This is a genomic window from Nitrospira sp. Nam74, from assembly GCF_965152615.1.
This window is the reverse complement of record NZ_OZ224220.1, coordinates 2,342,649-2,359,272: the sequence shown is the minus strand read 5'-3', so window position 1 is coordinate 2,359,272 and position 16,624 is coordinate 2,342,649. Positions and strand designations below refer to the sequence as shown.

Sequence of the window (16,624 nt, the reverse complement as noted above, 5' to 3'; positions counted from 1 at the left end):
AGTCTGTAATAGAGAGAGACTGTCTCTTGTTGAGTCGCGCTTCCGCCACTTGGTAGACGCCATCGCGCGTGGGCAAGGAACTGACTCGGTGTACCTAAACCGGACCCTGTTTCTTTGGACAGTCATTTGGATCACAATACTGTCCAAGGAGGCTGGGAATGGATCGATCGAAATCTTCAAAAGAGCCAGTACCGTTTCGCGAGGACTCTGAGCCGCCTGAGCGGTGGAGTGCCCAACGGAAGACGGAACTGGTCCTTCGGCTCCTGCGGGGCGAACCGCTAGACAGCGGGTCGCCAGAGAGCCGAAGTCCCGGCCCATGAGCTCGAGAGCTGGAAACGGGCATTCCTGGAAGCGGGGGCCCGGGGGTTGAAACGCCACACCGATCCGGAAGACCGGGAGCTGATCCGGACACGCGCCAAGTTAGGGGAAGTGATGATGCGCCTGGAGCTCGCCGGAGATCTGCTCGAAAAAAAAGGGTACGGGGAGGAATTGAAGAAGCGCAGGCCATGAGGACTCACATCAGTCCCAGTACCGGTCGCCGATATCCCCTCGCCCTGATCTGCCGGGTGTATGGCTTGGCGCGGTCGACCGTCTATGCTGACCGGCCGGCGCCGACCCCGGCCGCGACACGCAAGCGCGGACCGAAAACGCCGGTCAGTGATCAGAAGCTGGTCACCGCTATTCGGCAGGTCCTGACGACAAGTCCGTTCCATGGGGAGGGCTATCGCAAGGTGCGCGCCCGCCTAAGCCACGCGGGCATCCGCGTCGGCGGCAAGCGCGTCTTGCGCCTGATGCGGCAGCATCAGCTCTTGGCCCCGCGCCGGCTTGGACCGCCCAATGGCAATCCCGCGCACGATGGCCGCATCATCACAGATCGGCCCAACGTGATGTGGGGGACCGATGCCACGCGCTTCTATACCAAGCAGGAGGGCTGGTGCTGGTTCTTTGGCGCTGTGGATCACCATACCGATGAGGTGGTCGGCTGGCATGTGGCCAAGCGCGGCGATCGCTGGGCCGCCCTCCAACCGCTGCGCGATGGGGTGCAGACGATGTTTGGCCTCTTCGCCAAAGAGGTTGCCCGCGGCCTGCAGATTCGCTGTGACTGGGGCCCGCAATATATCGCCGCGGCCTGGATCCAGGAAGTCCACTGGCTCGGGATGACCATCTGCCCCAGTTTTGTTGGCGAGCCACAATGCAATGGCGTGGCCGAACGGTTTATGCGCACGCTCAAAGAACACTGTCTCTACCTGCATCAGTTTGAGAGCCTCGAGCAGGCCAGGCAGATCATCGGAGAATTCATCCACCGGTATAACCACCAGTGGCTGATCGAGCGCCTGGGCCACCGTACCCCAGTACAAGCACGCTTGGATGCTCAGCAGCCAGAGGCCGCCTAATGCGAGGCAGCCAGTTCATGGCGGGATCCACCTGAAAAATGACGCACACAGTTGACTCAGGATCCAGGATCGCCGGTCGACCCAATACTCACCATAGGGGCAAAATCGGTCCAATGAACGCTCAGACCGCGATCATTGAAAATGGGACCACCCTATTTAAGAGGAACACTGTCCAGAAAACCGGGTGCGGTACATACCAAACGCTTTGCACGAAAGAAGAGCGACAAAATTGTCTTCGACAACTTCAGGGACTTAGTGCATCGGAACAAGCGCTTTCCTTAGACGAGAAACGACCCCTGTCCATTCTTCAGGAAAAAATAACTTACGCGGGTTATTTGACCGCAATATGCCGGCAACGAGGCAGATTCTGAGAAAGATGATCGAGGGAAAGATTCTGTGAACCGGTTCTTGAACACGGTTCGTCCGCTTATCGCTTCTCAGCAACCGGGACGTATGGACCCGCGTTATGCCCGCCGACAGGTGCCAACGATTGTGGTGGTGGGCAGTGACTTTCCAATCATTGGTATCATTGCTCAGTTTTGAATTCCGCGGGGTTGCCTTGATCGGCTAAGTTCCCCCACCTCTGACTGTTTTTATAACTCTTGAACATGGCACTTCGAAGATGCTCGGGTCTTTTCGCTGAACTGATGTCGTCAAATGTGCCTAGCTTGCCGATGACTCCAAAGTCAGTACGAAGCCGAGCTGTCACATCACGATACAGCACTTCATGCCGCCAGTGCTCGCAACATTATTCATGGCGTGTGGCCATCACTAACAGCCAGGGCAACGCGCCACGTGTAGCGATCGCTGCCCGGGACTCCGCGGCAATGACGCGGGCCGCCTCTTAGGCAACTACATCGGCATCGGGAGAGACATCGATGCTCATGCAATCTTCTTTAATCTACATTACGTTGCCAGGACGGGGTCCTGCCAGCCTCCGAGAGGTGACACATGCTGGGTCTGCTCGCGCGGTCCCCATGAATTTGGTTCATATTCATAGACAGGGGTGTGCTCCTTCAGCACAGGATCCACGATCCGCCACGCTTCCTCCACATAGTCTTCCCGAGCGAACAGCGTGGTGTCGCCGGCCATTGCATCTGCAAGTACCCGTGCGTAGGCGTCCATGTCATCGGTTCCAGGCCAATGGCTCGCCACCATTTCGACTGTTTGACCGATCATCTTCTCAGCTGCGTCCATGACCGTCGTTCCGAACGCGATGGTTACCTCGGGGCTGATTCTGAAACGGAAATAGTTCGGCGTTGCGGAACTCGTGGGAAACAGCGCCGGAGGCCGCCGCAAACGCACGATAATCTCGGTGCACGTCACTGGTAGACATTTCCCGGCACGGATGTAGAAGGGGACGCCTTGCCAGCGCCATGTATTGACATGCAGCCGCAATGCGGCGAACGTTTCCACGTCCGAGTCTGAGGCCACGCCTGGCTCTTGTCGATAGCCGCGAAATTGACCGCGGACGATGTCCGCCGGCTCAAGCGAGGGAATCGCCTTGAGGATCTTCACCTTTTCATCCCTAATGGATTCGCTGTCCGTTCTGACCGGAGGTTCCATGGTCAAATAGGCCAGGACCTGGAACAGATGATTCTGGACCACGTCGCGAATCGTGCCTGTGCCATCATAGAAGGCGCCTCGTCCCTGTATCCCGAAGCTTTCGGCCATGGTCATCTGCACGCTCTCCACCAGGTGGCGGTTCCAAAACGACTCCAGAAACGTGTTCGAAAAACGGAAGAAGATCATGTTGTGCACCGGCCGCTTCCCGAGGTAGTGGTCGATGCGAAAGATCGCCGCTTCATCAAAACTCTTCGAGAGGATCCCGTTGAGCATTTTGGCTGAGCTCAGATCTGTGCCGAAGGGCTTTTCGATGACGACGCGAGCTCCGTGAGCCGAGCCCGACTTTGCCAATTGCTCAACAACCATTCCAAACAGGGCCGGCGGGATGGCTAGGTAATGCGTCGGCCGCGATGCTCCCTGGAGCGCTTTGCGGATCGCCTGAAACGTGGCGGGCTCTCTGTAGTCGCCGTCCACGTAACGCAACAATCCACTCAGCTTCTCGAAGGCCGCAGCATCAACTCCGCCATGTTGTTCGAGACTCTCCCAGGCTCGCGCCCTGAGCTGTTCAAGGGTCCAACCAGCTCTGGCTACACCGATGATCGGCACGTTCAACTGGCCGCGTTTGAGCATGCGCTGCAGCGCTGGGAAAATTTTCTTGTAGGCTAGGTCGCCCGTAGCTCCAAAGAAGACCAGGGCGTCGGAGTGTGAATCGTTCATGGCCAATCTCCTTGTCCTCACCCGTCATTTACGAGTTACTTCCAAGTGCCCGCCGAACCCGTAACGAAGCGCCGACAGGAGCCGATCTTCGTACTCCGCCTCACCGCGGGATGTGAAGCGCTGGTACAGGGCCGCAGAGAGCACGGGTATCGGTACAGCTTCGTCGACCGCTGCCTTCACGGTCCAGCGCCCCTCTCCCGAGTCCGACACGCGGCCAGAAAACTGGGAAAGATGGGGATCTTTCACCAAGCTGGCTGCCGTCAAGTCCAACAACCACGACGCAATTACGCTCCCTCGTCGCCAGACCTCGGCAATATCCCGCAAATTGAAATCATATTGATAATGTTCTGGGTTCCGCAGTGGCGTAGTCTCGGCATCGATCTCATGTTGTTGCTTGCCGATGTTGGCGTTGCGCAAGATGCCCAAACCCTCGGCATAGGCCGCCATAAGACCGTACTCGATCCCGTTGTGGACCATCTTCACAAAATGGCCGGCGCCGGATGCACCACAGTGGAGATAGCCCTGTTCGGAGGTGCCGTCCAACTTCTCACGACCCGGTGTGCGCGGCACGTCACCCACACCCGGCGCGAGCGTTGAGAAAATTGGGTCGAGATGCTGGACGACTTGCTGCGGACCGCCAATCATCATGCAGTAGCCGCGCTCCAGGCCCCATACACCGCCGCTCGTCCCGACGTCCACATAGTGGATGCGATTCACCGCGAGTTCCTTCGCACGCCGAATATCGTCCACGTAGTAGGAGTTTCCCCCGTCGATCAGCATGTCTTCCGCTTCAAGATGGGGCAGCAGATCAGCGATCATCGTGTCCACGGCTGCAGCCGGGACCATTAACCAGACGGCCCGAGGGTTCTCGAGCTTCTTCACCAAGTCCGCAAGAGAGGATGCCCCCATGGCTTTCTCCCGGGCCAACTCCTCGACGACTTTCGAAGACCTATCAAACACCACGCACTGCTGACCTCCCCGCAGAAGCCGCCGCACCATATTTGCGCCCATTCGCCCAAGACCTATCATGCCGATTTGCATAATGACTCCTTGTGTTACGCGACTTGTCGCGATTGCGTTCCTGGTTGTTCGAGTCTCACCCGCAGCCGATCCATCACCGCAGCTACTTCTCCACTCTCCCCGAAAACCGCTGTTCCAGCCACAAATACATGGCTCCCGCCTCTACCACCAACGGCGCAGTGCTGGCGTCAATACCACGGTCAATCTCAAGATCACAGCCGCGCTCGCTCTCATCAATCCGACGCACCCGCCGTATCTTGGCCAGTGTCTTGTGTATGACCTATCGGTTGATGAGCTGAACGGTGTGCTGCAAATTGGCGTTCCGTACAGACGTCACGCGCGGGGGCGCTGCCGCCGCTTTGATCCAGGGCGGCAATGACACCGGGATGGGTCTTCATCATTTGCTGTTGTTGTTCGTCAACGCTGAACGTTGTCATGGTGCCCTCTTCAGCTTTCGGTAGCGGCGGATCAAGTTATTCGTTGAACTATCATGGCTGAGCACAGGCTCGGCATCGTTCTCGAGTTCAGGAATGATCCGCTGTGCCAGAATTTTTCCGAGCTCAACGCCCCACTGATCGAACGAATCAACGTTCCAAAGGACGCCCTGTGTGAAGACAGCATGCTCGTAAAGGGCCACCAGCTTGCCGAGTGTTTCCGGCGTAAGCCGCTCCGCGAGAATCATGTTTGATGGTCGGTTGCCTTCGAAGACTCGGTGTGGCACAAGCCAGTCCGGCGTACCCTCCGCCTTGACCTGCTCAGGCGTCTTCCCGAAGGCGAGCGCTTCGGCCTGGGCGAACACATTGGCCAATAGCATGTCGTGATGTCGGCCAAGCTGATGCAGCGGCTGACTAAACGCAATAAAATCACAGGGAATGAGCCTCGTGCCCTGATGAATCAATTGATAGAAGGAATGCTGACCGTTGGTTCCCGGCTCGCCCCAGTAGATAGGGCCGGTGTCGTACGTGACCTCGCTCCCGTTCAGCGTGACATGTTTGCCATTGCTCTCCATCGTCAATTGCTGGAGATAGGCCGGAAATCGCTTCAGGTATTGCTCATACGGCAAGACCGCCACCGTCTGAGCATCAAAGAAGTTGGTGTTCCAAATCCCCAGGAGTCCCATGAGCACCGGAAGATTGCTCTTGAACGGCGCGGTCCGAAAATGCTCATCCATCTGATGGAACCCGTCCAGCATGGCGCGAAAGTGCTGCGGGCCGATGGCCAACATCGTCGAGAGTCCGATCGCCGAGTCCATGGAGTAGCGCCCGCCGACCCAGTCCCAGAACTCGAACATATTGGTCGTGTCGATGCCGAACTTCTCCACTTCCGCCACGTTCGTCGAGACGGCGACAAAGTGTTTGGCCACCGACGTGTCGTCGCCTCCGAATCCGGCGACCGACCAGGCGCGAGCCGTGTGCGCGTTCGTCATCGTTTCCAGCGTGGTGAAGGTTTTCGACGAGACGATGAAGAGCGTTTCACCGGGATCAAGGTCGCGGACCGCTTCCGCGAAATCCGTGCCATCGATGTTGGACACGAATCGGAATGTCATGTCACGCTCGCTGTAATGCTTGAGTGCCTCATAGGCCATTACGGGGCCGAGGTCGGAGCCGCCGATGCCGATGTTGATCACGTGGCGAATGCGCTTGTCGGTGTGGCCTTTCCACGCGCCGCTCCGGACTCGGTTGCAGAAGTCAGCCATTTTATCGAGCACGGCATGGACGTCAGGCACCACGTTCTTGTCGTCGACGACGATCGATGCGCCGCGCGGTGCGCGCAGGGCCACGTGCAGGACCGCGCGGTTTTCCGTGACGTTGATTTTCTCACCCGCAAACATGGCGTTCATCCGCGCTCGCAGACCGGATTCCTCCGCAAGTTCGGCGAGAAGGTTAACAGTGTCATCGGTGATACGGTTCTTCGAGTAGTCTAGAAAGAGGCCCACCGCCTCGGCCATCATCCGCTCACCGCGCTTGGGGTCGTCCGCGAAGAGATTTCGCAGATGGAAGTCCCGAACCTTTTTGTAGTGGGCTTGGAGAGCCTTCCAGGCCTTGCGTTTGGTCAGGGGCTGGATTCGCTGAATTTTGGTGCTGGTAGATGTCGCTGCTGCCATTTCCTATTCCCTTTCTTCTGATGGGTTTTGCAATAACAAATCTCTGCGCTGGCGTGACGAGTGGAAGACAGCATCACGCAATGGCACTTTTGAAGACAAGATAGGATTCTGTGCAATCGTAAAATAAGCTGCGGGCCCTACCGAAAGTAGACTCGAGATGCCTTGGAAGGAACCGCCTATGGCTCCTATGATCCGGACGGCGCAAAGAACCCCTTTAACAATGAACGCGCTTGCATGTAGTACATGCCGATGAAAAAGGGTCCACCACCCCAGGTTATCAATCGCCTCAGGAACAAGAACCCGATGACTAATGATCCCATCGTTTTCCATCCTGAAGTTCTCCGCTTGGCTGCTGGACCGCTTGTGACCCGCCTGTTCCCTCGTCGGCAACGCGCCAGAGATCTAGCAGAGTTGGCGTCTACCAATAGGGCACGCCCTGAGGTCCGACGATGGCAATGTTCGCGGCATACTGAATGCCACTACACGAGTGATCCACCCACCATGCCACGTGGATTTCGCCTTGAAGTTGCGCGTTGGATGAGGGCAGCTCTTGATAGTCCGTGATCCGGCCGTCCCGATTAAAAAAGTTGCAGGTGGTATAGCCGTCCGCCACGAATGAAAACCACACCGAAGGTCCATCCGTCGAGGACGTCAGGTCTCCGGAATTCGGATACAGAGACATGAGTGTCCACCCATTCTTCAAAGAAACCGCCCATTGATCCATGCCGGAAACGCTTGAACAGCAGAACGTAAAGTGTTTTCCGACGGCCGCGGCGTACAAGGTGGGGGGCGGCCCTTTAAGGGCGGCGGCCTCACAGGAATCCGTGGTGCTATTGCGGCCGCAATCGACAAAGAGAACATTCTGATGAGCCACCGGGTCGAGGAAGGACCACACCCGTGTGGCGCGAAATTGGACATCCAATGGGCGCGCCTGCTGGCCATCGGCTGTCGTAATGACGAGCTGGGCGGGTCCATCGAGTCGTCCTGACTGCTGAGGAAGCACCGCTTGGATGCTATCGTCACGCCAATGACCCGGCTGCACCGTTAACGTCACACTTTCTTCCGAGGCGGGGAATCTCAAGTGCACTTGCCCAACCGACGTTCCCATGTGACACCCGTACACCGTGACAACAAATAATGGTTCGACCACAAAGTCCTGTTCTTCTCGTCCGTGGTCAAACGTCGATTCGCTAAAGACGAGAGGAGAGGTGCAGAACGCAATCGTTTCAATGCCAGACTGAAGTGCCTGGATCTGTCCCAGGACTTGTTGAGTCGCAGCTGAGGCGGGGGTCTGGCTCAGTTGGCGTCGTAAGGCTGTGATCTCTTCTCTCAAGAGCGCGTCCAGGTTGCCTGTGATGGAAAGCCGGGCGTACTTTGCCGCGGCTTGTTGGTTATGGCGCTCCAATCGCTCGGCTTGCCGCGCCGCAAACTTCGTTTGAAACTCATCAAGGTACAGCTGCACCCGTTGCTGCTCCTCCCTGAGACGGATTTGGTCAGCCGCAGGGAGTTCCTCGACGCTCCCGAGAGGCGCCGAGATCAAATGAGAAGTGGCCGGACCGGTTTGGCAGCCGGCACTACATAGTGCCACCAGCCAAAGGACCCATAGCGATATACCATTTCGATGAAATGTCATGGCATGGCAGGCCTTTGCCTGCACGATTCTAACGTTCGCGCCCAGTCACTCGGCCTTCGATCGATCCACCACATCTCGGAGCCGCGTCCGCCCGATCATGGACGGTACGAGGTCTGGCGGTCGTTCCATAGAACTCATGACACGGCCAGCAGCAGCCCGTGATGGAACCATAGGCGTACGAACGGACCATAGGCCCAACGGTCTTTTGTTAATCGCGCGCCCCGGTGAGGGCAAATCATGGAAGTGCAATTTAGCCGCGCGGGCTAGTAAGCGCGGGTGGCAAATTACGTATTGCCGCATACACATTCTCCATTGATTCGGCTTTCGAGAAGCACGCCGATGCACCCGCATCACGCATTGCCGCGATCGTTTTGTCATCTTCGTACAACGATAGTCCTATAATGAGAACATCAGGGAATTTGTCTTTAATCAGTCGAGTAGCGTCAACCCCATTCACTATTGGCATATTGACATCCATCAAAATAACATCAGGACGGCTCAGTATCGTTTGCTTCACTGCGGACCCGCCGTCCGCCGCCTCCGCCACCACGGCAAAGTCCTCATATCCCTCAAGCATTGTGCGTAACCCTTCACGCATGATGCGGTGATCATCCGCCAACAGAATTCGGTATAGCGGGACATTTGTTCCTTTCGGAAATATGGCAGGCGTCCCTACTTCACGTGGTTCAACAGTGTTTGCTGAACATTTGAGGGGAACCCGTATCGTCGCTACCGTTCCCTTGCTCGGCGACGAAATAGTGTCGAAGGAGCCGCCAAGTAGAGGTATACGTTCGCGAATGCTAAAGAGGCCAAAACCACTTTCCCGGGAAACGGTTCGGGGCGCCATGGGATCGAACCCAATCCCTTCATCCGTCACTATTGCTTCGACGTAACTCTCCGACCGCAGAATCTCCAGTGTCGCGCGGGTTGTCCTCGCGTGTTTTACCACGTTGGTCAACAACTCTTGTATCGATTGATACGTCGCAATGAGAACCTCCTTGTCCAGTGGCTTTGGCTGTCCATCGTCTTGCAACATAACCGTGAGACCGTGCCGTTGGACTTTCTCGATTACCCATTTGCACGCCTCTAGTAAGTCCTGTTCATCCCCCCACAGAACTGGGCGAAGGTCGGCCATGACGGTTCTTGTATAAGTAAGCGCTTCCTCCACCAACGCTCTCACTCATCGACCCCCCGCACTCGCTGTGGGGTGAAATCCCGTAGCAGCATTTCTGCTTTCATCTTGCAAAAGGCCAATGTCTGAGCAAGATTATCATGAAGATCACTGGCAAGTCGGTCTCGTTCATTCTGTTCAGCAAGGGTCAACTGCGATGCCAAGGACCGCAATCGTTGCTGGTTCATCAGTAATGCCGCTGTCCGCTCTTTGACCTGCTGCTCTAGTGCAACATTCATTTCCCGAAGTACCACTTCAGCTCGCTTGCGTTCGGTAATGTCAACCATTCCTCCATACATCCTGATCGGCCGTCCGTTCTGATCACGCACTATTTCGGCACGATCCGCAACCATCACATACGACCCATTTGCCCGAAGATAGCGATATTCGCCGTCCCAAGATACTGAGCCGTTGGTGAGACGAACATTGATGCCTTCGATCACTCTGCCTCGATCGTCGGGATGGATACGATCTAACCACCACCTATAGGAGGCTTGATGAAGTTCTTCAGTCGAATAGCCGAATATCTTGCGATGCCCGTGGCCCATCCAAACAGAATCCATGATGATGTCCCAATCCCACAAGGCATCACTGGTGGCATTCGCAATTCGCTGAAATCGTTGTTCACTCTCTCGGAGTTCGGCCTCTACTTGCTTCCGCTTCTTCACTTGCTTCTGAAGTAGGAGAAATGCCGTGATAATAAGACCGAATGCGAGCAAACTTCCCCCCAAATCTATGTAGCGCAACTGTGTATCCTGAATCTTTTCGTTATCCAATCGTTGGTGTAGTCCCTCTCGCGCTTTCTGCTCCAACGACCTCACAATGGTCTGAATCTCCTGCATCATCTGTTCGCCCTGATCGCCATGCACAAAGTCAAGAGCCGGTTTTGAGCCTTCGCTCTTCATCATCAGTTGACTGGACTCGTGCAATTGGGCAAGTCTGCCCTGGACGAGAACTCTCAAGCGATTGCGCAATTCAACTGGTAATGGACTCTCATGGGGTACTGCCTGCAAAGTTTCAATCTTGTCAGGAATCAGCGATGCAGCCTGCTTATAAGATTGAAGGAAACGCTCCTCTCCCGTAAGGAGGTAAGCGTGCTGTCCGTTCTCGGCTTCTCGCATCAAGCTCGGGACGTCCTGAATGCTCACGGCAATTCGTTGCGTCTCGTAAACCCGATCCAGTTTCCTGTGTTCACGCAATTCCCAATAAGAGAGGAGGCTGAGGAAGACCAAAATAGCAACTCCCGACCCGAATCCCACGACCACTGGAATGCTGAATCGGTTAAGGCGCATCACCTTCTCCTTTCGACGCGAGGCCGCGAGTTCGGACCATACAGCCTCGACAACGCGATGCGAGAACAGTCGACCTAGTTACCTGGAATGCTTCGCAGCACGCTGCTACAGCTGACGCTCGGCGGCATGATGCAACCGCCAGGGCTCTGGACGGAGTGAGCAGACGTGCGATTGTGCTTCGCCAGCGCTGATGCTCATCGGCAAGAACATTTAAAAATCTATCGGCCTCAAGGTGCTGCGTTTGGCATGTTGTTCCCTAGCGAGCGGCTGGCATCAAACACGTTGCACCGGTTGTCGACCCGTTCCAGGACTCATCGTTTGGGGGCGTTCTTCTATGGCTAGCACGGTCCAACGAACGGTGTCTTCACGCGTGAAACGCAAGGTTGCCTGGTCTCCCACTTCAAGATCCTTGATCGCCTTGGCAAACTCTTCCGGCTGTCGTCACCAGGTGCGCGTTAATCGCGATGATAATGTCTCCAACGCTCGCCGTTCACGGTAACATCCATCTGGCCTCATCGTAAACCAGCCTTCTCTGCAGGCTGACGCGTCGGTTCAGTAGACGGCAGGAATCCGGAGATCACGCCGGTCGTCAACGTCGCGCCGAGGCCGGATGTCCACTGATCAGGACTGGTTGACTGATCTCCAAGCGGTCAGAGTCACTGACTTCGGCGAGCGCGTAGTGCCCTTTCGGTAGCCAGACGCGGAGGAGCGCCAAATCTGTCATGGGATCATTGCCTGCGATCCGTGCTTCCAGCTTGCCCCCTTTATTGATCATGGCGGCGATGCTTGTCGCGCCCTCGATGACATGGTTATTGGTCAGGATCACACCCGTATCATTCAGGACAATGCCCGACCTGGAGAATTGTAGCTGTACAATTTCAGTGATGGAAAAGGAGACATCAGAAAATACGCAAAAAGCGAGCCATTGGAGTTGTTAGACGGCTCCTTGAGTGTCTTATAGAGACAAACACAAGGGCTAGTACTTGTTCACGCCCGATCAGCGCGGACCCGCTCAGCCCGCTCGCGGCCCAGTCATTGACAGCGAGAAATGCCTGTTCGCGGGCTTAATACTGCCGGGGATGTTGTGGGCAGTTTCCTCTTGCAGAAGGATTCTCATCTCCATGGCTTTGTGCTGACGATACATGGCTTTACCTTGTTTGATGTGCTCGGCGCCATAGCGACTGAGCCGTTTGGCAATCAATGACCTGCCAGGTGGTCGGCCAATATTACGACTCTACTGGGTCCCATGGCTTTCTGACGGCGTATGGGGACGTCGGCATGGCGATGTGCTCCCGCGCTGTCATAATCATCCCATTCCCTGCAGCTTCTACATTAGAATGGCGAAGCGGCGCGGATGGGAAGCGAGATCAAGATGCCTTGTCCGGGACGGAATGATACAGCAGTGCTTCATGGCTCATTTGCGTCCGATGATACAATACCCATCGATATCTGCAGAGTGTCCCGTGTAGGTGCATCCGACGTCGGCACCAACCGTGTCGCATTCATCGTTCCTGAAAAGATCCGCTCCTATGCCGAGTAACTCCCAAAGTAAATGTTAGAGGTGGTACCGGCATGCGGAATGTTGTGTTACACCGGCCGATCCCACCCATGAGTAGGCGGATCTGTCTCATTGCCTTGATCTTATGTGCAGGTTGTGCCGATCTGAGCCAGCGGGGATCACGGCGCGACTCCACAACCTTTGAGCGGCGTTGCCATCCCGTCCAGGATTATCGACTCCCATTGCGCATGCCTGAAACCGGAGAAGCCGACGAGGCGACTTCGCCACAAGTCGAAGAGCTCTCACACCGGACCCGTTTCACGGTGGAAAGTATCTACGCAGCCCATGCCCTTAACGCCTTGCCTCTGCTTCAGGACATCGCCGCTTCAGAGCAGCCGGCATTGGAACACCGAGAACTGCTCGAACGGGGTCGGGAGCGCCTCCGGCAAGAATTCTCGAATCGCGTGTTGCTGGCCCTCCTCCAGCTCGAGAGCGTGTTGTCGGAAATTGTCTGCGAAGCGGAGCGGGCCGACCAACTGGCTGATCGTATCGCGGAACGGGAAGAACATTACGCCCGGATCCTCACGATCCTTGCTGTGGTGACGGCAGGTGTCGCCGGGTTGGTCGGGGGTGCGGTGGCGATCGCGAATGAATCAGTCGCGGAGGGCATTGTCGGTGTCGTGGGTGGCGTCCTCTCCTCCGCATTAGGCTCTGCTGCGCTCATTCAGCACAAGGACCTGGACTTTAAGCATCCGCGAAATCTGCTCCAGCACATCTGGGAAGGCCCGCGAACGTCGGCGTTATACCCGCTGGCTGGCTGGCGGTTTTGAACCGCCCATTGGAGGAAGACCCTCGCGTGACCTTGCCGACCGCGATTATCGCCCGGTGGCGCCGCGACGGGCGACTCGGTGAGCCCGGCTCGAAATTGGAGGCTCACCGTACTGAGATCTTATTCGGGGCCGGCGGAAAGTATGACGAGGAAGATTTCCGCGCTCGCGCGCAAATGCTCGACATGTTGGGACCGCAGATCGGCTTGATGCACCAATATCTGGAGCGACTGCTAGAGGAAGTGCTGGCGCAAACTCAGGCATCGGTGACTCCCGCACCAGGATAAAAAGAGACTCTTCCTCGATATGGTGTTGTGTCGGGTTGCCGCTCGGGGAACGCGTCTATCTTCCACGGATTCCTCTTCCCTCATTTCTGATTACGGATGGGGAACTAAATATTCTGCAAGAATTGCCCGGTTCTTCAAGCCATGTCAGCGAGGACCAGGAATATTCAACCAGCCGAGGTGGCATTAGCCTTGCCTGAGTCACGACAGTCTCACGGGTGCACGGAAGGTGCACCGTCACCACCATTATGATATTCGGGCCGAGTGATACGGCTACTGCTGCTCTTCGGACATGAGTCCGTACCTTCAGATCCACGCGAGATTGTGGGCGCGGCGTTAAGAATGTAGGTATTCAGCACGCCATAGTGGTCCGATCCCGGGTGAGCCAGGATGGCGGTTGGCGTCCCAAACAGCTCTTGCCGTAGACAGCCATACGGAGAGTTTGGGGCCTTGCCCATGTGAAACAGATAATCGATGCGCCTGCCCTGCCCCAAACCTTTCCGGTAGTTCGTGATAATTTGTTGTTGTTCCGACTCTGGAAGACGCCTCAGGGCGTGGCGAAGCGAGCGCGGTAAGTCACCTGTTTCCTCCTGCGCGGCGAGAGGGTTGTGTCCCGGATCGTAGCTATACTCCTCAACGCTTTGCCCAGGAATCGTATAGGTATCCCTTAGGCCCGTCTGTCGCAATTCCTGATACTCCGGCGAGTTCGGTTCGAAATTAAAATCTCCTCCTACGACGGCACCAAGGTAGCGCGCATCTGTTGTCAGAAGCCTGGTCAACACGTTCACGAGCCGCCGTATTTCCTGGAGACGGCGCGCCTGGTCTCGCTTTAAGTCAGCCACGACCTCGCGCAATTCAGCAGACCGCAGCTGTCCCGCCTGCTCGGCCTCGGCCACTTTCGTGAGGAAATACATTGTCCGTTCAATGCCGGAGTGAAGGTGGAGACTCACGGCGAGGAATCGGTGGTCGGTGATGGGATTAACAATCTCCGCGATGACGGCCTAGCGCAGTTCTCCCACTTGGAAACCAACGAAATCAGTACAGCCGCCGGGTCCCCCGCTCAGCTTCAGGCCCATCACCTTGCGTAGGTGAAGCGGAGCTTTCGCCAATACCGCGACTCCGTTGTTCAGTCCTGTCACAATTCCCAGCCCGAAGAGGCGGACCCCGCATGCGTCCTCCTGATGGACCTCGGCGTACTCGACGCCATGCTCCTTCAGGGCCGCGACATAGGCCCGGGCTTGTCGGGGCAAGGGGTTGACCTCCTGAAGGAGAATCACGTCCGGCTGAACCAGAGCGATTTGTTGAGCTTGAACCTTGAATCGTGCTTCCTCTGCCTCTGTGGGTCCACTCGGTCTAATCGACCACCCGCGCACCTCAAACCCATGAAGGACGTTGTACGTTAAAATCCGAAAGACGCCTTCGCGTTGAGGACGGGGGACAGCCTTACCAAGTCGTTGACCATCAGATCGGGCGCATCCCGAGGCGAAGAGAAGTACTAAAGCAAACCCTACCGGCAGAGGTTGAATAAGAGCGTTTCGCGACTAAGTCGGTGGACAGGAGATAATTTAACATTGGCCTTCATATAGCACTGGCATTCATACTCTGCCCGACTCCCGGCTTCTTTGCATGGTGGTTTGGCATGTCCTGCTAAGCACTAACAAAAAGGCGTCGCGGTGCATCACGCAGTTTTATGGGTCGCGTACAGGCCCTTCATGTTTATTGCTCGGTGCAGAACGACATAAAATCCATATTGCGCCCACATCACCGGTATCCTGTTATTTGCCCTGCAAGACTCAACCAATGCCGTGAATTTGATCGGGGCTGCAGCTTGACCTTGTTATGATGGTTGTCTTCGTCGTGATGGTAAGAGATGGCTATGGGCCGTGGACAAGCCAAATATTGACCCAGCCCCTTCCCAATCTCCAGTGGGTTCAGATGGTCGTCATGGTGATTTCAAGGCATCACATTCGGCGCCTCGCCGAAAACAAAAAGCCGACACCTTGCATCCTGCGACGCAGGAAGATCGCATCATTGTGCCTTAACGAGAGCGGCCCGTTACGGATACGGATTCCGTTTTGAGAACCGGTGCCACGTTGTGGACATCCAGCCTCTCAGACGTTCGAATCATGACCTTCAGCGGTGCGTCAACTGATGTTAAGGCGGCTGGGATTGTGGATTGGGACACCAGTCTCTCACTGAGGCGGACGACTTCCCGTTGTCGAGGCGCCCGAATGGCGGAGCGCCTTGTACCAAATACCATCATGTGAATCACCCTCGACAATGATTCTTGATCAAGAATCCGGCTTATCTTGTTCTCATTTTTGCAACACCTGGCCAGCGGCGAGTTGCGTGAAAGTCTGAGCCTATCGCCCCATGCTGCTGGTGTCGCCATCCGATGGCATCGCATTCGGGAGGCTGCGGCGCTTTTGTGGATTGGTCGAACTTCCCATATCTCTTGATCCGGATGGATCCTGGGGCTGAGCCATATCTGTATCGCTGGTGTTCCTCCGACTGCCAGTAACCGATTCAGCGGCATCCCTCGCCCTGTTGGCATGGCCCTGCGCCTCATCCCCCATTTGCTTCGCGTCCTGCGCCGCCTGGCGCACATCGTCAGGATTCGCGTCACCACTCTGGGACGCTTGACCCTGGATGAGGTCAGCTTTTGTCTTCGCCTGGGTCGCCTTCTGCCGAGCATCTTGGGCTGCCTGTTGGGCGTCATTCTTTGCGTTGCCACTCAGTGTGTTCGCCAGTTGCTCCGCTTCTTGCGCCGCTTGCTCCGCCTTTTTGGCGTGTTCCGCGGCTTGGCTCCCGAGCTGTTGCAGTTCTTGTCGAGCCTTATCTAAGCCTTGGGCCCACCCATCACGGGGCATCGCCATACCGGTCAGTACCCCAATTACGACACTCATCGACAACATCACGTGTGTGTTCCTCATGATAATCATAGCGAATCCTCCTTCGGTTAAACCGTCAACGAGCCGATGGTTCCTCTATGACCTCCTCCCTGATGTCACTTCTTTTGATCCATGGTCGTCTCGAGCCATCCTCATGCTCTTACTCCCACGGGAGATACGATCAGCCGAGCCCGGCTCCCTGTTGGCTGGATGGATTGCGGCGGTCC

At 56.4% G+C, this 16,624-nt stretch carries 19 protein-coding genes; 6 read left to right on the top strand and 13 right to left on the bottom strand.

Annotated elements, in window-relative coordinates; translation table 11 throughout:
- Positions 1 to 158: 158 nt before the first annotated feature.
- From ACWHYZ_RS11085 to ACWHYZ_RS11075, 3 genes are read left to right on the top strand one after another with little or no spacing between them, the layout of a single operon-like run.
- Positions 159 to 320: a hypothetical protein gene (locus ACWHYZ_RS11085; RefSeq protein WP_447987310.1), complete on the top strand. Its 162-nt coding sequence runs from the start codon at positions 159 to 161 to the stop codon at positions 318 to 320.
- Positions 321 to 366: 46 nt separating this feature from the next.
- On the top strand, positions 367 to 510 hold the full coding sequence (locus ACWHYZ_RS11080) for a hypothetical protein (RefSeq protein WP_447987309.1): 144 nt from the start codon (positions 367 to 369) through the stop codon (positions 508 to 510).
- Positions 507 to 1,394 (top strand): IS3 family transposase, encoded by an 888-nt coding sequence (locus tag ACWHYZ_RS11075; protein WP_447983071.1) that lies wholly within the window; start codon positions 507 to 509, stop codon positions 1,392 to 1,394. The genes ACWHYZ_RS11080 and ACWHYZ_RS11075 overlap by 4 nt, the downstream gene beginning before the upstream one ends.
- 906 nt (positions 1,395 to 2,300) lie before the next feature.
- On the opposite strand, the gene zwf is transcribed toward ACWHYZ_RS11075, so the two are convergent.
- The 10 genes from zwf to ACWHYZ_RS11025 all read right to left on the bottom strand — a co-directional run bounded on the left by zwf (position 2,301) and on the right by ACWHYZ_RS11025 (position 11,738).
- Positions 2,301 to 3,677 (bottom strand): glucose-6-phosphate dehydrogenase, encoded by a 1,377-nt coding sequence (zwf, locus tag ACWHYZ_RS11070; RefSeq protein ID WP_447987308.1) that lies wholly within the window; start codon positions 3,675 to 3,677, stop codon positions 2,301 to 2,303.
- A gap of 24 nt (positions 3,678 to 3,701) precedes the next feature.
- Entirely contained in the window at positions 3,702 to 4,718 is a 1,017-nt protein-coding gene (gene gnd / locus ACWHYZ_RS11065; RefSeq protein WP_447987307.1) for a phosphogluconate dehydrogenase (NAD(+)-dependent, decarboxylating), read from the bottom strand.
- 82 nt (positions 4,719 to 4,800) lie between these two features.
- Positions 4,801 to 4,944: a hypothetical protein gene (locus ACWHYZ_RS11060; protein ID WP_447987306.1), complete on the bottom strand. Its 144-nt coding sequence runs from the start codon at positions 4,942 to 4,944 to the stop codon at positions 4,801 to 4,803.
- Positions 4,931 to 5,134 (bottom strand): hypothetical protein, encoded by a 204-nt coding sequence (locus tag ACWHYZ_RS11055; RefSeq protein WP_447987305.1) that lies wholly within the window; start codon positions 5,132 to 5,134, stop codon positions 4,931 to 4,933. Before ACWHYZ_RS11055 ends, ACWHYZ_RS11060 begins: the two co-directional genes overlap by 14 nt.
- The gene (gene pgi, locus ACWHYZ_RS11050) at positions 5,131 to 6,801 is read right to left on the bottom strand and encodes a glucose-6-phosphate isomerase (RefSeq protein ID WP_447987304.1); all 1,671 of its coding nucleotides are present in this window, start codon (positions 6,799 to 6,801) and stop codon (positions 5,131 to 5,133) included. Before pgi ends, ACWHYZ_RS11055 begins: the two co-directional genes overlap by 4 nt.
- A gap of 185 nt (positions 6,802 to 6,986) precedes the next feature.
- Positions 6,987 to 7,121, bottom strand: coding sequence for a hypothetical protein (locus tag ACWHYZ_RS11045; RefSeq protein ID WP_447987303.1), 135 nt, complete (start codon positions 7,119 to 7,121; stop codon positions 6,987 to 6,989).
- A 98-nt stretch (positions 7,122 to 7,219) separates the two neighbouring features.
- Positions 7,220 to 8,263 carry a hypothetical protein gene (locus tag ACWHYZ_RS11040; RefSeq protein WP_447987302.1) on the bottom strand — a complete coding sequence of 348 codons (1,044 nt, stop codon included), beginning with the start codon at positions 8,261 to 8,263 and terminating at the stop codon, positions 7,220 to 7,222.
- Positions 8,264 to 8,684: 421 nt separating this feature from the next.
- The gene (locus ACWHYZ_RS11035) at positions 8,685 to 9,569 is read right to left on the bottom strand and encodes an ATP-binding response regulator (protein WP_447987301.1); all 885 of its coding nucleotides are present in this window, start codon (positions 9,567 to 9,569) and stop codon (positions 8,685 to 8,687) included.
- Between the two features lie 41 nt (positions 9,570 to 9,610).
- Positions 9,611 to 10,897: a PAS domain-containing protein gene (locus tag ACWHYZ_RS11030; protein WP_447987300.1), complete on the bottom strand. Its 1,287-nt coding sequence runs from the start codon at positions 10,895 to 10,897 to the stop codon at positions 9,611 to 9,613.
- A gap of 589 nt (positions 10,898 to 11,486) precedes the next feature.
- Positions 11,487 to 11,738 (bottom strand): trypsin-like peptidase domain-containing protein, encoded by a 252-nt coding sequence (locus ACWHYZ_RS11025; protein WP_447987565.1) that lies wholly within the window; start codon positions 11,736 to 11,738, stop codon positions 11,487 to 11,489.
- A gap of 207 nt (positions 11,739 to 11,945) precedes the next feature.
- Between ACWHYZ_RS11025 and ACWHYZ_RS11020 the strand changes: the two genes are divergently transcribed.
- The 3 genes from ACWHYZ_RS11020 (at position 11,946) to ACWHYZ_RS11010 (ending at position 13,509) form a co-directional block, all read left to right on the top strand.
- Positions 11,946 to 12,101, top strand: coding sequence for a hypothetical protein (locus tag ACWHYZ_RS11020; protein ID WP_447987299.1), 156 nt, complete (start codon positions 11,946 to 11,948; stop codon positions 12,099 to 12,101).
- Positions 12,102 to 12,469: 368 nt separating this feature from the next.
- Complete coding sequence (locus ACWHYZ_RS11015) at positions 12,470 to 13,225, top strand: hypothetical protein (protein ID WP_447987298.1); 756 nt, start codon at positions 12,470 to 12,472, stop codon at positions 13,223 to 13,225.
- The gene (locus ACWHYZ_RS11010; protein ID WP_447987297.1) at positions 13,222 to 13,509 is read left to right on the top strand and encodes a hypothetical protein; all 288 of its coding nucleotides are present in this window, start codon (positions 13,222 to 13,224) and stop codon (positions 13,507 to 13,509) included. The genes ACWHYZ_RS11015 and ACWHYZ_RS11010 overlap by 4 nt, the downstream gene beginning before the upstream one ends.
- Positions 13,510 to 13,718: 209 nt before the next feature.
- Here the strand turns inward: ACWHYZ_RS11010 and ACWHYZ_RS11005 are convergent, their stop codons facing one another.
- The 3 genes from ACWHYZ_RS11005 to ACWHYZ_RS10995 form a co-directional block, all read right to left on the bottom strand.
- Positions 13,719 to 14,420 carry a hypothetical protein gene (locus ACWHYZ_RS11005; RefSeq protein ID WP_447987296.1) on the bottom strand — a complete coding sequence of 234 codons (702 nt, stop codon included), beginning with the start codon at positions 14,418 to 14,420 and terminating at the stop codon, positions 13,719 to 13,721.
- 87 nt (positions 14,421 to 14,507) lie between these two features.
- Complete coding sequence (locus ACWHYZ_RS11000; RefSeq protein WP_447987564.1) at positions 14,508 to 14,912, bottom strand: endonuclease/exonuclease/phosphatase family protein; 405 nt, start codon at positions 14,910 to 14,912, stop codon at positions 14,508 to 14,510.
- 957 nt (positions 14,913 to 15,869) lie between these two features.
- On the bottom strand, positions 15,870 to 16,448 hold the full coding sequence (locus ACWHYZ_RS10995) for a hypothetical protein (protein ID WP_447987295.1): 579 nt from the start codon (positions 16,446 to 16,448) through the stop codon (positions 15,870 to 15,872).
- Positions 16,449 to 16,624 lie beyond the last annotated feature (176 nt).

Coding starts and splice junctions, on each gene's coding strand:
- ACWHYZ_RS11030 (WP_447987300.1), bottom strand. CDS start 10,897: ATGCGCCTTAACCGATTCAGCATTCCAGTGGTCGTGGGATTCGGGTCG.
- ACWHYZ_RS11055 (WP_447987305.1), bottom strand. CDS start 5,134: ATGACAACGTTCAGCGTTGACGAACAACAACAGCAAATGATGAAGACC.
- ACWHYZ_RS11075 (WP_447983071.1), top strand. CDS start 507: ATGAGGACTCACATCAGTCCCAGTACCGGTCGCCGATATCCCCTCGCC.
- ACWHYZ_RS11020 (WP_447987299.1), top strand. CDS start 11,946: ATGCCTGTTCGCGGGCTTAATACTGCCGGGGATGTTGTGGGCAGTTTC.
- pgi (WP_447987304.1), bottom strand. CDS start 6,801: ATGGCAGCAGCGACATCTACCAGCACCAAAATTCAGCGAATCCAGCCC.
- zwf (WP_447987308.1), bottom strand. CDS start 3,677: ATGAACGATTCACACTCCGACGCCCTGGTCTTCTTTGGAGCTACGGGC.
- ACWHYZ_RS11015 (WP_447987298.1), top strand. CDS start 12,470: ATGCGGAATGTTGTGTTACACCGGCCGATCCCACCCATGAGTAGGCGG.
- ACWHYZ_RS11085 (WP_447987310.1), top strand. CDS start 159: ATGGATCGATCGAAATCTTCAAAAGAGCCAGTACCGTTTCGCGAGGAC.
- ACWHYZ_RS11005 (WP_447987296.1), bottom strand. CDS start 14,420: ATGTATTTCCTCACGAAAGTGGCCGAGGCCGAGCAGGCGGGACAGCTG.
- gnd (WP_447987307.1), bottom strand. CDS start 4,718: ATGCAAATCGGCATGATAGGTCTTGGGCGAATGGGCGCAAATATGGTG.
- ACWHYZ_RS11035 (WP_447987301.1), bottom strand. CDS start 9,569: ATGGCCGACCTTCGCCCAGTTCTGTGGGGGGATGAACAGGACTTACTA.
- ACWHYZ_RS11045 (WP_447987303.1), bottom strand. CDS start 7,121: ATGGGATCATTAGTCATCGGGTTCTTGTTCCTGAGGCGATTGATAACC.
- ACWHYZ_RS10995 (WP_447987295.1), bottom strand. CDS start 16,448: ATGATTATCATGAGGAACACACACGTGATGTTGTCGATGAGTGTCGTA.